The 13,582-nt window shown below is 58.9% G+C and carries 11 protein-coding genes; 7 read left to right on the top strand and 4 right to left on the bottom strand.

Annotation, left to right across the window (positions count from 1 at the left end; translation table 11 throughout):
• Positions 1–581: 581 nt before the first annotated feature.
• Both DP107_RS12035 and DP107_RS20825 read right to left on the bottom strand, forming a co-directional pair.
• Positions 582–959, bottom strand: coding sequence for a DUF555 domain-containing protein (locus DP107_RS12035; protein ID WP_238330874.1), 378 nt, complete (start codon positions 957–959; stop codon positions 582–584).
• A gap of 239 nt (positions 960–1,198) precedes the next feature.
• Positions 1,199–1,381: a TRAM domain-containing protein gene (locus DP107_RS20825; protein WP_238330875.1), complete on the bottom strand. Its 183-nt coding sequence runs from the start codon at positions 1,379–1,381 to the stop codon at positions 1,199–1,201.
• 1,320 nt (positions 1,382–2,701) lie between these two features.
• On the opposite strand from DP107_RS20825, the gene DP107_RS12045 reads away from it, so the two are divergent.
• The gene (locus DP107_RS12045) at positions 2,702–3,955 is read left to right on the top strand and encodes an RNA-guided endonuclease InsQ/TnpB family protein (RefSeq protein WP_144262404.1); all 1,254 of its coding nucleotides are present in this window, start codon (positions 2,702–2,704) and stop codon (positions 3,953–3,955) included.
• Between the two features lie 240 nt (positions 3,956–4,195).
• Positions 4,196–5,773 (top strand): DUF4209 domain-containing protein, encoded by a 1,578-nt coding sequence (locus DP107_RS12050; RefSeq protein WP_144262405.1) that lies wholly within the window; start codon positions 4,196–4,198, stop codon positions 5,771–5,773.
• Between the two features lie 272 nt (positions 5,774–6,045).
• Here DP107_RS12050 and DP107_RS12055 read toward each other — a convergent pair whose 3' ends face one another.
• Both DP107_RS12055 and DP107_RS12060 read right to left on the bottom strand, forming a co-directional pair.
• Positions 6,046–7,674: a hypothetical protein gene (locus tag DP107_RS12055; protein WP_144262406.1), complete on the bottom strand. Its 1,629-nt coding sequence runs from the start codon at positions 7,672–7,674 to the stop codon at positions 6,046–6,048.
• Between the two features lie 271 nt (positions 7,675–7,945).
• Positions 7,946–9,205: an RNA-guided endonuclease TnpB family protein gene (locus DP107_RS12060; protein WP_144262407.1), complete on the bottom strand. Its 1,260-nt coding sequence runs from the start codon at positions 9,203–9,205 to the stop codon at positions 7,946–7,948.
• 168 nt (positions 9,206–9,373) lie between these two features.
• On the opposite strand from DP107_RS12060, the gene DP107_RS12065 reads away from it, so the two are divergent.
• The 5 genes from DP107_RS12065 (at position 9,374) to DP107_RS12085 (ending at position 13,559) form a co-directional block, all read left to right on the top strand.
• Complete coding sequence (locus tag DP107_RS12065) at positions 9,374–9,952, top strand: DUF7437 domain-containing protein (protein WP_144262408.1); 579 nt, start codon at positions 9,374–9,376, stop codon at positions 9,950–9,952.
• An 89-nt stretch (positions 9,953–10,041) separates the two neighbouring features.
• Positions 10,042–10,755 carry a helix-turn-helix domain-containing protein gene (locus DP107_RS12070; protein ID WP_144262409.1) on the top strand — a complete coding sequence of 238 codons (714 nt, stop codon included), beginning with the start codon at positions 10,042–10,044 and terminating at the stop codon, positions 10,753–10,755.
• A gap of 123 nt (positions 10,756–10,878) precedes the next feature.
• On the top strand, positions 10,879–12,288 hold the full coding sequence (locus tag DP107_RS12075; RefSeq protein ID WP_144262410.1) for an ATP-binding protein: 1,410 nt from the start codon (positions 10,879–10,881) through the stop codon (positions 12,286–12,288).
• A gap of 326 nt (positions 12,289–12,614) precedes the next feature.
• Positions 12,615–12,938, top strand: coding sequence for a hypothetical protein (locus DP107_RS12080; RefSeq protein ID WP_144262411.1), 324 nt, complete (start codon positions 12,615–12,617; stop codon positions 12,936–12,938).
• Positions 12,939–13,031: 93 nt separating this feature from the next.
• Positions 13,032–13,559, top strand: coding sequence for a hypothetical protein (locus tag DP107_RS12085; protein ID WP_144262412.1), 528 nt, complete (start codon positions 13,032–13,034; stop codon positions 13,557–13,559).
• Positions 13,560–13,582: the final 23 nt, after the last annotated feature.

Raw genomic sequence — 13,582 nt, forward strand, 5'->3', positions numbered from 1 at the left:
GGCCCGGCAGCCAGCTCGGCGGCTGTTCGCGGAGGAACTCAACGGGACGACGGAGACGTTCCAGGAGTCCGACGAGGAGCGGGCACCCGTCTACGGCCTGACCCCGACCGGGGTGGGCGTCAACCGTGTGTTCGTCGTCGGGACGCTCGCAGAGACCGCCGATGTCGGCTCCGACGCCGAGTACTGGCAGGGCAAGGTGTTCGCTGCCGACTCGCCCGTGTACGTGTACGCCGGACAGTACCAGCCCGAGGCGATGGGGGTGCTGCGAGCAGCGGAGCCGCCGGCGTACGTCGCGGTCGTCGGGAAGCTGCGGACCTACGAGCGGGGCGATCGGACGAACGTGGCCATCGAACCGGAGTCGATCACCGAGGTCGACGAGGCGACCCGAGATGCGTGGGTCGCCGAGACGGCCCGTCAGACCCGCAAGCGCCTCGAGGCATTCGAGATCGGCAACGCCCCGTTCCGCGAGGAGGCAACGGAGGCCTACGGCGAGGACGTGAGCGCAATCGAAGTGGTGGTTTCGGCTGTCGTCCCGGACGACGCCGCTTGAGCGGTTCTCGTCTCCACCTCACTCGTCGAATTCACTCCTCCTCTGGGTGGAGGTCCGCTCTGACAGTCCCGACCGGGACGAGCGGTGTGCCGTCGAATGCCGTCCCAAGTTCACGTCGGCTGGTCTGTTCGGCGTCCTCGGTTGATTGTGCTGTGACGGCACACTCGAGCGTGAGCCCAACGAGCGCTGTCTCGGCCACGACGAGCACCGCCTCCATTGGCGTCCCACAGGTCGTACAGGAGATTGTCTGGATGCTGATATCGCAGTGATCAACGTGTGTGGTATCCGCTTCGCTCACCCGTGTTCCGACCTCACTGACAGCGATGTTGATCGCGTCCTGTATCGCGTGGGCTCCTCGAACGAGCCATGGGACCGACAGTGTTACCCAGTACTGTTCGGAGCGGCTCATCGTCTGCCTCGCGCTGCTGACTGCCGATCGATCGGCGTTGTCGTCCGCTTCATCGGGTCGGTCTGGCTCGGTATCGTATATATCACTTAGAAAGCGATGCATCGGCGCCATTCGTTGCGCATCTCGTCTCAACAGAGTTACCCCACGATGGGGGGCATAATTAGCTGGCGTGGGGTAACTCGGCATCATTATGCGGCGAGCGAACGCCTCGACCCATACTGTATCCGATCCTTCAGCAGTTACTCCCCGACGACCTCGGCGAACGCGAAGTTCTCGCGCACGGTTTCGATCCGGACGAGCGGCTGCTGGCCGATCTCCGTATCGGGGATGAACACCACGTATCCAGGGCCGACCCGGGCGAGGCCGTCGCCCTGGTCGCCGACGTCCTCGATGTCGAGCTGGAGCGTTTCTCCCTCGGTCACTGGCGGCTGGTTCGACGTTTCGTCCGGAGAGCTTGCTGGGGCGCTTGTCTTAGCCCTTGGAGTGACATCCCGGGGAAGCTGTGGTCCAGCCCGTCTCTGCGTGGTCTGGACTTCTCCGTCGTCTCGATCTGTGGTCACAGAACTCTCAGGGCTCGTAGGACTTGAGGTATTCACGCCAGGGTATACCCCGATTCGATAGCTCTCTCCGGGTTCGAGGTTCCCGAGTTCGACTTCTTGTTCAGGAACCGTGACAACATACTCTCCATTCCGGGCCTCAACGCGGCCGGTGAACAGACACAGTGGGGTAGACGAGTCCATCATACTCGTTTTGAGTGGTTCGGATTAATTATGGTCGGGTTCTGGCGGAGCCGTCGTTCGTAATCAGTTACCCCACAACACCGAAGTGTGTTCTGTTCGTGGGGTAACTACTCTGCTTTTTACTCGGCGGATTTGGCATTGTTGAAATCCTCATCCGGTTATATGTTTCATCATCCGTGCGGAATACACAGCGCGAATCTGTCACGGTTGGTCGTCATTCGGGGTGAGAACGGAGTGATAGATACAGATAATAGACCAATCGTCCAGTCTAGAATCTTTCCTTTACTCTGGGGATCCCAGTGCCTCAAGAATCGGTGAGGTAAGTCCGAACACCGATAATGCTCCCCAGACTACAAGAAAGCCGAAGCCGCTGATAGCGGCGAGATACGGATTAAATCGGAGGGCACCAAATTCAAAGACTTGTTCGCTCGAACCGAGAAGAAGGTAAGTAAGGGTGAGTCCGAGGAGCCCGATCGCCATTAGCCATGCGTCTGACACAGACATATTTTGGATACGGTAGTCTACAGTATAAGCTCCGAGGTAATAATCAGTACACATACTTCTCGTGTCGGACAGTTCACCCTATCGGGTGTGAAGCAGAGAGCGCCGGATTGTTGCATGCACCCTCTTTGTACGCCACCAGTATCAACTGAGGAGGGTTTCCAATTGACCGATTTTCTTCGGAAAGAGGGGGTTCTATGGTTCTGAGTCTCGGATGGAGACTCGCTGTGCTACAGGTTGCTACTGTTCGGGGGTCACCTTCCTACCAGTCGTCATTGACACTTCAGACCGATCCTGTTCGACAGTCTCGACGTTCTCCTGCGCCAGCCACCAGTCGGGGGTCCAGTCCGTACATATGTTCGCATCTTCAGGCGCAGGTTGAGCAGTAGCCACAGTTTGGTATCCTTCATGCCTGTCGGGATACGGAATTTCAGATGGTTTAGTTTCACTCCGGATGGATGAGGTATATGGGTCGTTCTGTCGTTAGTGAGGGTACGGCCGATGCCTGTCGTCACGAAGACGCTGGAGCTGCACCTCGTCACCCCCAACACGCACAAAGAGCGCAAGCTCCGTGAGACAAAAATAGCGTACCAGCAGGCGCTACAGACTGCCTTCGACGCGAATTGTACCACCCGAACCGAAGCGAACGACGTGGTTGTTAAATATGCCCTCAGTGGCTACGTGAAGAACGCCCTCAAGCAGTACGTCCCGCAACTCTGTGGTGGCAGTTACGACGCCGACGAACTCCATGACGATCACCCGGTGAAGTTTACCAACGAGGGTATCCGACTCGACCACCAGCCACAGAATCACTACGAGTGGTACGTCAAAATCCCCCACCACGAGGACTATAACCTCTGGATGCCCGCCGCTGCGAATCCCGAACAACGCCCGTGGCTGGAAGCGTTGCACGCGGGTGACGCCGAGATGGGTGAGTGTCGGCTCCTTGAACGCGACGGCAAATGGTACCTCCACGTCACCGCGACCCGTGACGTCGAAGCTCGGTCGGTGTCCACCGACAGGACGCCGGTCGGGGTGGACATTGGGGATGCTGCCTTGGCCACGGTGTGTCACCGTGACGAGCGCGGCACCCCGACTGCTCCCGACATCTACAGCGACGACGCCTCGCAGGTACGACACCTCCGCAAAACGTATTTCACAGCGACACGCCGCCTCCAACGGCGCGATAGTGAGCGGATAGCTGAGACGTACGGCGATAGTCTGTGGGACCGTATCGACCACATCCTCCATCGCGTCTCACGGAACGTGGTCGAACGCGTTCAACAGGTTGACTCCCCCGTGCTGGTGCTGGAGAACCTCCAGTACATCCGCGAGAACATGGAATACGGCGCGTTCATGAACCGGCGATTGCACGGGTGGGCGTTCGCCAAACTCCACGCCCAGATCCAATATAAGGCTGAGGAAGCCGGGATTCCCGTCGAGACGGTGAACCCCCGGAACACGTCCAAAGAGTGCCACGTCTGCGGAGAGAAAGGAGCGCGTCCCGAGCAGGCGAGGTTTCGATGCACGAACGACGAGTGCTGGGTCGGGGAGTACCAGGCAGATGTCAACGCCGCGATCAATATCGCAGACCGCTACCGTAGCGGAGAGAGCCAGCGCCGAAGCAACCGGGATACCGGAAAGAAGGCTACTGGCGATGACTCGGCTACGGATGGGGCCTCATTGACCGGGCCACAAGACACCCAGGCAGATGCCGAATCCCGGCAAACGACGCTTGGAACGCATGCGTCTTGAAACCGACTGGCCGCTTCACATGGCCTGAAATTCCGTGGTGGGATTCCCCCCACGTCGCGGGGGGAGGAGGTCAACGGGAACATCCATCGTTCGCTCTCTCACCAGTAGGCTCTGGGATCGTGAACCCACTGTCCCGACGGATTTCGAAGATTGCCCCCTCCCGGTAACTCCTTTCGTCAGTCTTGAGCCAAAATCTATGAATCATCATTTATAACAGTTCATTGATATCCTGTGGGTAGGATGCGATTGGTAAAGGAACTGGAATCGTTACTGAAGGTGGGGCCACATGATTCGACGTTCCGCTATCAGTTTTCAACGGTGCTTCGAGAGATGCGGCAGGAGTGGGGCCGCTCGCCTAATGAGATTCGTGATGAGATCGTTGAGACCGATTGTGATCATCCGTTTCTTACTGCTGTTGTGGGGTTATCACGGTGGATCGAAGATGAAACGTATCGTGATGGGGCAGAGTTAGCACTCACGAAACTGGAGGGGGGATTTGAGATTGCCGATAGAGAAGGTTGGCCACAATTAGCAGCAACGCTGCTTGAGGAATGGTTACAGCTACTGGTGCAACTCCAGCATGATGAGGCACTTGAAGCAACGGTTGAGGAATCGATTACCTTTCTTCGGCGTGCGGATGAGTTGGCCATTGGGCCGACGTTCGATATTCTCGATTTGATTATTGAGCATCCTGAGGCTATTCCCGCTGCTGTCGTCGACAATCTGCTCATCTTCTTGGAGGAGCAGGCGGATGAAGCGCGTGAGAAGCGGGATTACGATACTTGCCGGAAGTATTGGCGGTATTATCTGGGAATTTGTCGGCCGACGGATCGAGCGGTGGAGGCGGCGAAGGACGGGATTATCGAGTCGTATCATGAACAGCTGGAGTTTCTACAAGGCAGCCAGCATGCGGTGCGCGCGTCGGTGGCTCACGAGGCTGTCCAGGAGTGTGTTGAGTGGGTCGATGAGGCGACGCGTGCAGAGTGGGAACAAGAGCATCGTGAGGCGAACCGGGCGAGTATTGATGAGATGGGTGAATTTTCGCATCAGCTGCCGGATGAGGAGATTGAGGAGCTCGATAACGCGCTTGAATCGATTATTGACCAATTTGAGGAGCTAAAAGAGGAACGGCATGCTGTTTTTGCGATTAAGTGGCTGATCAACCGAGATATATTGGTTCCTGATCCAGAGCCGGTTGATCGCGGGCCAGGAGTGTCGTTCCGCGATCTTGTGCAGTCCAGAACCATCACATCATCAGGTGGGTCGTATTCACAGGATGAATCAGGTGGTGACTGGTCAGATCTGTACTCGGTCGCAGTACAGCACAGTCACAAGGTGGTGCAAGATCTGGTCTATCGGTTAGTGAATCGGGGGCTGCTTCACGAGGGCGACTTCTTTATCCTGTTTAACAGACGCGACGCGTTGCGAGCTGACACAATCGCATTTCTGACCGACTTTGTGATTGCGTTCTTCGAAAACCGGGGGTCAGCAGCAACCCATATCGGGATGGCGCAGCTTGAGGCGGTGATCCGCAGCCAGATGGAAGAGTATGGGAAGAGCACGCTTCGGCTTGACCCTCACACCGGCGAGTTACATCCTCGATCAATGACTGGGTTATTGGGCCAGTTAGAAGGGGATGTCTCTGAATCATGGATAACCTACATGCGGTACCGATACACGGATCTCTCCGGTCAGAATGTTCGGAATAAGATCGCCCACGGCCATCTTCGGTATCACCAGGCACAGTGGGGTATGAGCTGTATCCTACTATTCGATATGCTGAGAGGCTTTCTTGAACTGGAACGCGCCTACACCTAACGCTTGTAGCTGCGAGAAAGCTGGCACCGGGGAAATGCTCTCTGTGTCAAACGCGTTTCCAATAATCTTGACAACGAGATTTCGCTCGACTTGGTCATCAAGAGCATGATGGCAAGGTCCCAGCTGCCCATGTCGAACCAATTCTCGCTACACGCTGATTAGGGGTACGCGTACCGTACCAGCCTGCTCTCACCGAGACTTATTGGATTTGGTGCTTCTGAAAGAGGGGTTACAGTTCTGAGTCCGGACTGGACTCTGGGTGCTACGATTCGCTACTGTTCGGGGGCTACCATGTCATCGCCTGCTTTCTCATCGTGACCTTTGACCTCAGACTCGTCGGTGTCGGCCCGTTCGAGGATGGTCAACGTACTGTCACGGCGCGTTTCGAACGTCGCGGTGTCGTTGTACCATCCCTTCACGACTTCCTCACAGCGCACGAGGTCGCCGACTTGCAACTCAGAGAAGCGATGTGAACGAATCAGCGTCCGGCCTCTCACGTCCGTTGGATCGGGAGTCGGTCGCGTCTCGTCCCACTCGCTCTTCTTCCAAATTGCAAACTTGATCGATCCGGTGTCGTCCTGGAGCACGCCGGCCTGCTTGATTCCGGGATGCGTGTTCTCGAAGAGGATCGCCACGCGACCCTGCGTCGAGAATCGGCCCTTCGTCTGGCGGGTCGACATGTATCGGACGTTACCGATCGTCTGGATGTTCCGGGGATCGTTCGCCTCGGCTTCGGCCTGTCTGAGGAGTGCACTCGCGGGCTCGACACCTCGGGAGACACGCTCTGCAAGCGCGATCGCGAGGGTGAGCGGTTGCTTGCGCACCTCGTGGACTTTCTCGAAGTCTTCACTCAGGAGCCGATTCGCCATCGTACAGACCTCGTCGTGAGTTTCCGAGTCCAGCTCGAGGAGTGGACGCAGACGCTCTTCGCGGGCCTGTGTGGCAGCCTCAGCGCGAGCTGCGGCGATCTCCGTCGTCGTCGGGCGTTGCGCGGCGAGTTCGTCGAACCGGTTGTTCAGCCACTTCGCGTGTCCGACCAGTTCGATCTCGTCGCTGAGTTCGCCCGGGCGACAGATTCCGTCCGTGACGCGCTGCTTCTCGGCTTCCAGTGCGAGCGAGCGCTCGATGGATTCCAGTGACGTGCCGGCGAACTGCTCGGGTTCGGCGAGCAGGTCACCGAGACGGACGTACTCACCACCGGGCGTCAGGACCTCCAGATCGGCGGTCTCGATGCCGGTCGTGGTATCGTCATCCTCGATGTCCTCCGGTCGGTCGTACGCCTGCAGGTCGTCGACAGTCGCGGGAGCGGTCGCCTCCGGTGCAGCCGTCCGGGTCGCGGATTCGTCGAGCCCACTGGCGACGCCAACGATCTGTTCGCCGGTCGGATCGACGAAGTTTGAGCTGGCGTTGCCGGGCGTCCAGGTCGCGAGGTCGCCGGCAGCATCGGGCTCTAAGAGCGCGTCTGCGGGCTGACCGTTCGCGTTGGTCCGGGCTCTCATGAGCTGGCCTCGCTCGGGAACGACAGGGTCACCGTCGGGAGTGTAGCCGTACAGTCCATCGACGGGTTCCGCGCGCGTTCCGAAGTCGGTCTTCGAGGCCGTCCGCTCCGTGAAGCGCGCTGGATCTGCGTCAGTGTCCGTCGCGACGTTCGTGTCACGGGCGGAGCTGTCTGCAGCCGCTTGGTTGACGATGGCCCAGAGCAAGCCTGCCAGTCTGGTGACCAGTGTGGTCGTCTCGGCCGTGTCGGTCGAGCGGCGGCGCTCCTGTTCCTTTCGGTAGTCCCGAAAGTAGGGGGAGCGGCGGGCGTCGGTCCGCGAGTCTGCGGTCCCATTGGGGTCTTTGTGTGTCGTCGCCTCTACCGTCGCCGGTAGGTTCTTATCTGCGGTGTTGCTACTGTTCATTGGAATTGTACCAATTCCGTTCGTGAGGCTCTAGCCAGCCTCACATTCTACACCGACTAGCGACGCATAGGTGTATCGCCGCTAGAAGCGTCAAATCGGTCGATATCGAGCGATTCCCCACATATTCCCCACAGTTGTTTCAGACGCAGTTGCTACCCGTTACTGCCTGCGCACCCATTCAGAAGGAACCGTCAGTGTCGCTGCCTCTATCGTCGCCGGCGACATCCTCCCCGCCGAAGACGAGGGGCTTCCCCTACAAGGGGAATACCAGTCAATTCCTGCTGGTAGAGGGTTCCGACTCTCGAAACGCCGTGAGTGTCATCTGCTGCGATGAGCTCTGCTCACGGGGAGTCGTGGCGGTGTCACGACCGCTCCCATCCCGCGGCGAGTCATCGCGTTCCGCCTTGTCAAGCGGGACGCTCTCTCCCCACGGATCGATCCGTCGTGCGATATTCGCTGCGGCGTTGATATCGGCCTGAAACGTCGAAACGTGGCAGTCTTCGTACGGACACCGAAACTCAGCCTGTGAGACGCGTCGGCCGATTCGATGGCACGAGTGGCACGTTTTCGAGGTGTATGCCGGATTCACGTACTCAACCGGGATGCCGGCTTCTGTCGCCTTGTCCTCGATTCGACTCTGTAACCGGGCAAACGCCCACGAGTGGAGGCGACGATTCATGTACGCCCCGTAGTCGAGTCGCTCCCGGATGTACGCCAAATCTTCCATCACCAACACCGGATTCTCGAACTGTGTGGCATACTCGACGGTCTGTCGAGATGTCTTCTCCACGATATCGGTGAGCGCGTTCTGGTAGTGCGAGAAGCGATCCTCGATCCGCCACTCGGATGCGGCACGCTCTTGGAGACGTTTCAGGGTCGTGTGCATCTCTTTACGGAGATGCTTTGCTCTGCTTCCGTCACACACGAACGGGTCAGTCGGAGAACCGTCCTTGAGGGCACAGCCCGTGATGAGGGCAGTTTCTCCGATATCTAAGCCGATGTGCGTGGGATCACCGTCTGTCGCCGGGTCTTCAACCGCGTATTGGACAGTGACGTGTAGTTCCCAGCTCGTCCGGTATCTCTGAAGGCGTATCTGGCCTGGTTTCACGTCCTCAGACACAAGGTCGTGCCAGAGGCTCTCTTGATCGGGGGTGATCCGGAGCGGAATCCAGAAGTTCGTCCCCCAGCCGGAGCGCGGGACACACCACGTATACTCGTAGTCGCGATCCTCAGAGCGATCGAAGGTCGCGGCTTGGTTCGTGAGCCGTATCGGCTGGTCCTTGTCTAGTTCGTTGGCTCCGTTCGTTTTGTGGAGCTTCGGAACGTGATTGCAGAGTGCGGCTTTGGCCTGATACGGGAGATCATACGGCGTCACGATGTCGCTCACTGCCGACATCGTGCGTGCGCCCGAATCGAATGCCTCTCTGAGAGCGTCACGGAAGACATCCAGTAAGTCGTTGAGTTTTGACTCCTTGTGCGCTGTAGGTGGTGCGAGCGTCGCTTGCAGGGTTTTCGTGATGACTGTAGACACGCAGACGAACCCACCTGTAGCGGTATGGTATTTGAATATATGTTTGCCCGATCAGTCCGAGCGGGACCCACCCCCACACTCGACTTCTCTCGGTCCCGGGCTCGTTGAGTTGCTCGCGCCCCTAATTACTTTACAGTTTATCCATAATCTGTAATCAGAACGGAACCAATGTCACGCACAGCCCGGGACGGCGATGTCGTTCGGGACCTCCTGTCGGTTGCCGGCCTCCTCGAGGAGCCTCAGCTGGCTCGATTGTACGCCTATGTCCATCGCGAAGGCCCTGCGACGGTCAAGGAGGCGATGGACGCTCTCGACTTCCCGCAGGGGACGGCCTACAGCTATGTCAACCGACTTCAGGAGGCGGATGTTCTCGATGTGGTCACCGACGAGCAACCGCGCGAGTACGAGGCTGTCGAGATCGAACTCTCCCTCTCTGCTGATCACGGCGAACGTATGTACACGGTCACGCCGATGCTGGTCGATGCCATTGGGCGGCGCGACGGAAACGAAGACATCGACGCCTACACCGATCGGCACGGGATCGCCGGCCTCGCGACGGCGCTCACCTACGCTGTCGCTCGCGAGCGCGGCGAGGTCACGCACCAGCTGATGGCGCGGGACCTGGAGATCTCGCCGCTAGAGGCCGAGGTCATCCTCGGGGCACTCCGCCCGGTCGTCCACTACCACGTTGATGTCGAAGTCGAGGGTGTCGGTGCAGAGACCGTCCAGGGGACCAACGACTCGTAGAGGACCCTCCCTCAGCGTCATATATAGGCCTCTGGTGTCTCTGCTGGGGTAAGACTTTTGAGGATTACCGGATTATTGGTAACTATTAGATGTACGAACTGTTCGATGAGACAGCGGCCCGCGTGCTGCTTGCGATTGAGTCCGGAGATTCGATCCGGCAGGTCGCCCAGCACCTCCACGCACCCTACGAGACGGTCCGGCAGGCGGTGAACCGACTCGAGGACGCGGGCTATCTCGCGTACGACGATGGTCTGTTCGTCACCGACGATCGCGTTCGCGAATCCGCACGCGATTTGCTGGCCGCGAGTGCTGGCGTGAGTCCGCCGTCCATCGAGGAGGCGTACGCCCTCCCGCAGTTCGGCGACTGGTCGTTCGCATTCGCCCGGATCGATGCGGTCTACGTCTGGACGCAGGGGGGCTACCAGGTCGGTCGCGATCCCGACGACTATCCGCTGTTTCTCGCCGTCCGCGAGCAGGATGTCGAGGCGTGGCAGCGCTTTTTCGAGCGGTTCGGACTGCCGACGGTGTTCGAGCGACAGCCGCGGGACGGACTCGATGGCCCACTCCAGATCGTCCTTGATCCGCGATCGACGCTTGAGGTCGACCACGTCGACGGCTACTCGGTCGTCCCTCGCGACGAAACCGTCGCCTACATGCGCGAGCACTACGCGCAGCTCCAGTCGGCGCTGTCGATGCTCGATCGCATGTACGACGACCTCGATCTCGACGTGGCCTACCGCGAGTCGGAACAGAGCAGTTCATCAGTTTCGGACGTGACGGATGGCATCGATGATGCTCGATGAGTCTCTCGGAGAGCGAGGATCGATGCCCTGACTAAGATAATCTGAGTTTAGTTAGGACGAACTACCTTAGCTCTAACTAAGATAGGACGAACAATTTTTGTTTCTCCCGATGGTACGCAGGATATGGCGCGATTCGTCGACAGAGAACGAGAACTCGACCGGCTGCGAGCGCTTTACGAGACAGATGACGCAGCTCTCGCAGTGGTGTACGGGCGTCGACGTATGGGGAAGACCACACTCGTTCTCGAATCAATTAAAAATCGAGATGACGCCGTCTACTACCAGGCGACCCGGGGGAGTACCGAACAACAGATCAGGTCCTTCGTGAGCGATGCCGCAGCTGTGCACCCGGGCATTACCCGGATACGCGAGGAATGGGAGGCACTTTTTGGATATCTCGCGGAGGAAGATGCGGTCGTGGTCGTCGATGAGTTCCCGTATCTCGTCGAACAGACAGAGGCGCTGCCGTCGATTCTTCAGCGGGTCTGGGACCACACGGCGTCGGAGACGGAGACGACCTTCGTCCTCACAGGGTCGGCGATCGGCATGATGTACGAGTATGCACTCGACGGTTCGGGGCCACTCTATGGGCGGGTAGCGAAAGACCCGAACGGACGACTCGATGTTGGACCGCTCCCGTTCGACGCGGCGTTGTCGTTCTTTCCGGGGTACGACCCCGGCGAGCAGGTGATGACCTACGGTATCTTCGGTGGAACGCCCGAATATCTCAGAGCAGTTCGTGACGACGAACCACTCGACCAGAACGTCACGCGGACGTTACTCCGGCGGGACGGAAGCCTCCACGAAGAGCCAGAGAATGTCCTCCACCGCGAGGTCGACGAGGTCGACCGATACTTCGCGGTGTTGAAGTCGATGGCGGAAGGGAATCGAACGCCAAACGAGATTGCCCAGGGGGCTGGCATCACCAGTGGAAGCGTCGGTTACTATCTCAGCCGATTGCGTGACCTTCGAGTCATCGAGCAGCACTATCCGGCCACCGTCGACCCGGACCGAAGTCGGAAAGGCCGATACCGGACGAGTGATCCGTTGTTCAGGTTCTGGTTCCGGTTCGTGTACGGTCGGACGGCTCGGTACGAGGTGTACGGTGACGACGCGTACGCGGATCTCGTCGAACCGGAGCTCCCCGACTTCGTCAGTGGCACCTTCGAGCAGTTGTGCCAGCAAGCGCTCCTATACGAGTACGGCGATCAGTATCGCTTCGTGGAGGAACCGATCAACTGGTGGGATGGAAGCGGTCGGGAAATCGATATCGTCGCCCCGACGGCTGGAGATACGCTCGTAGTCGGTGAAGCGAAATTCCGTCGACAACGAGTTGGATACGATGTCCTCAGCCAACTTGAGAACGAGGCGCCACTCGTGGACTGGACGCCCGAGAGTGGCGGGGAGCCGGAATATCAGTACGCACTGTTCGGTCGGAGCGGATTCAAGCAATCCGTTACGGAGGCTGCTGAAGAGCGCGATGACATCCGGCTGTTCACCGTCGATGACGTCGTTCGAACTCTCTCTAATTGAATCCGCATTCCTAAGCCGCCGGTTCGAGCAGCGGATTATCTAGGTTATCGTCATCGCTTAAATACTGAACCGAACTATTCCTTATTGCCTCACATATTGCGGATCCTATAATTCGATTTTTATCGACCCAAAGGGGGCGAGGAACGGCAATATGCATATGCTCATACGCGTACTCGTCCCTGCAGCCAACGCGACAGAGGCGGTCGGCACCGCACGATTCGCGCTCGACCGATTGATCGGGATCGGTGAGGGCGCGAATACTGCGTTCGACTACTACAAAACCCTGAACGAATCGACCGCACGGTATCGCGACCACCCTCGCTACGGTGGACTCGATCCCGCGCATCGGCTGTCGTCCGCGACTGGGGAAACAACTCCTCGACGACGCGATCGAGGCTCAAGCAACGTGGTTCGTCGAAACCGTCGCGACGCTTCGTGAGAAGCTCGACACGCTCGAACTGATCGAGGTAATGGACGATGTCGACCTCGTCCGGTACGACTGCTACCGACTCGGACAGTTCGCAGGTCCATCAGTCTGGATTTACGATGAGCACGGCGCCGGGCTCCATTCCCGGAGTGCAGTCGACCGCTACATCGAGGACCGTGGCTCCGATTCGCTCTGGGTGGTGCCCACCGATGTCCACTACTGACCGGTCAGTGATGAGTCTCGGCTCAACTAGCCGTCCTCACCCGTTCGAAGTGGACGTGGGCCTCGACACTTGCAAGGACTCGTGGAGGGGGCTGTGAGCTTCTACGCGACGGTGGCCGGCTACATCCGGTACCGAACCCTCGCGTTTCTGGAGGCCGCTGTTGGCCGACTCCAGACCGGTGGCTGGCTCGATGATCGCCAGCGCTGGCAAATCGACGGACGTGTCATCGAGCACGGTCGGATCGAGACGATCGATACCGACCAGTTGGTGCTCGTGATTCCACCGCGATTGTACCGAAACCTCGCCCGGATCACCACGCGGCTGTTCGTCGGTGCGACCGACGGTGTCGTGGTGATTAGCTCGACCGACGGCTGTTTCGACGGCTGGATCGAGCGACCGTTACCCGCAGCAGCCGCATCGACGCCACCGACGGGGGCCATCACGAGCATCGAGGCGATCGATCTCGAGGCCTTCGCCCGTGAGTCCGGACTCGGAGTGAAACGATTCGAGCAGACGCCGCCCGACGAATACGCGGCCTGGCAGGACCGGGTCTGTCTCGCTTTCCACGACACGTTCGACCCACCGTTACCACCAGATCTCGCCGACCAGCCCCGCGACTAACTGACTGACGATCAACCTTTGGC

The sequence above is a fragment of the Haloglomus irregulare genome (assembly GCF_007421925.1).
Lineage (GTDB): Archaea > Halobacteriota > Halobacteria > Halobacteriales > Haloarculaceae > Haloglomus > Haloglomus irregulare.

What these genes read in the sequence shown, in the direction of transcription:
- DP107_RS12055 (WP_144262406.1), bottom strand. Translation starts at nt 7,674, where the DNA reads ATGAACAGTAGCAACACCGCAGATAAGAACCTACCGGCGACGGTAGAG.
- DP107_RS12035 (WP_238330874.1), bottom strand. Translation starts at nt 959, where the DNA reads ATGAGCCGCTCCGAACAGTACTGGGTAACACTGTCGGTCCCATGGCTC.
- DP107_RS12050 (WP_144262405.1), top strand. Translation starts at nt 4,196, where the DNA reads ATGCGATTGGTAAAGGAACTGGAATCGTTACTGAAGGTGGGGCCACAT.
- DP107_RS12070 (WP_144262409.1), top strand. Translation starts at nt 10,042, where the DNA reads ATGTACGAACTGTTCGATGAGACAGCGGCCCGCGTGCTGCTTGCGATT.
- DP107_RS12065 (WP_144262408.1), top strand. Translation starts at nt 9,374, where the DNA reads ATGTCACGCACAGCCCGGGACGGCGATGTCGTTCGGGACCTCCTGTCG.
- DP107_RS12045 (WP_144262404.1), top strand. Translation starts at nt 2,702, where the DNA reads ATGCCTGTCGTCACGAAGACGCTGGAGCTGCACCTCGTCACCCCCAAC.
- DP107_RS12075 (WP_144262410.1), top strand. Translation starts at nt 10,879, where the DNA reads ATGGCGCGATTCGTCGACAGAGAACGAGAACTCGACCGGCTGCGAGCG.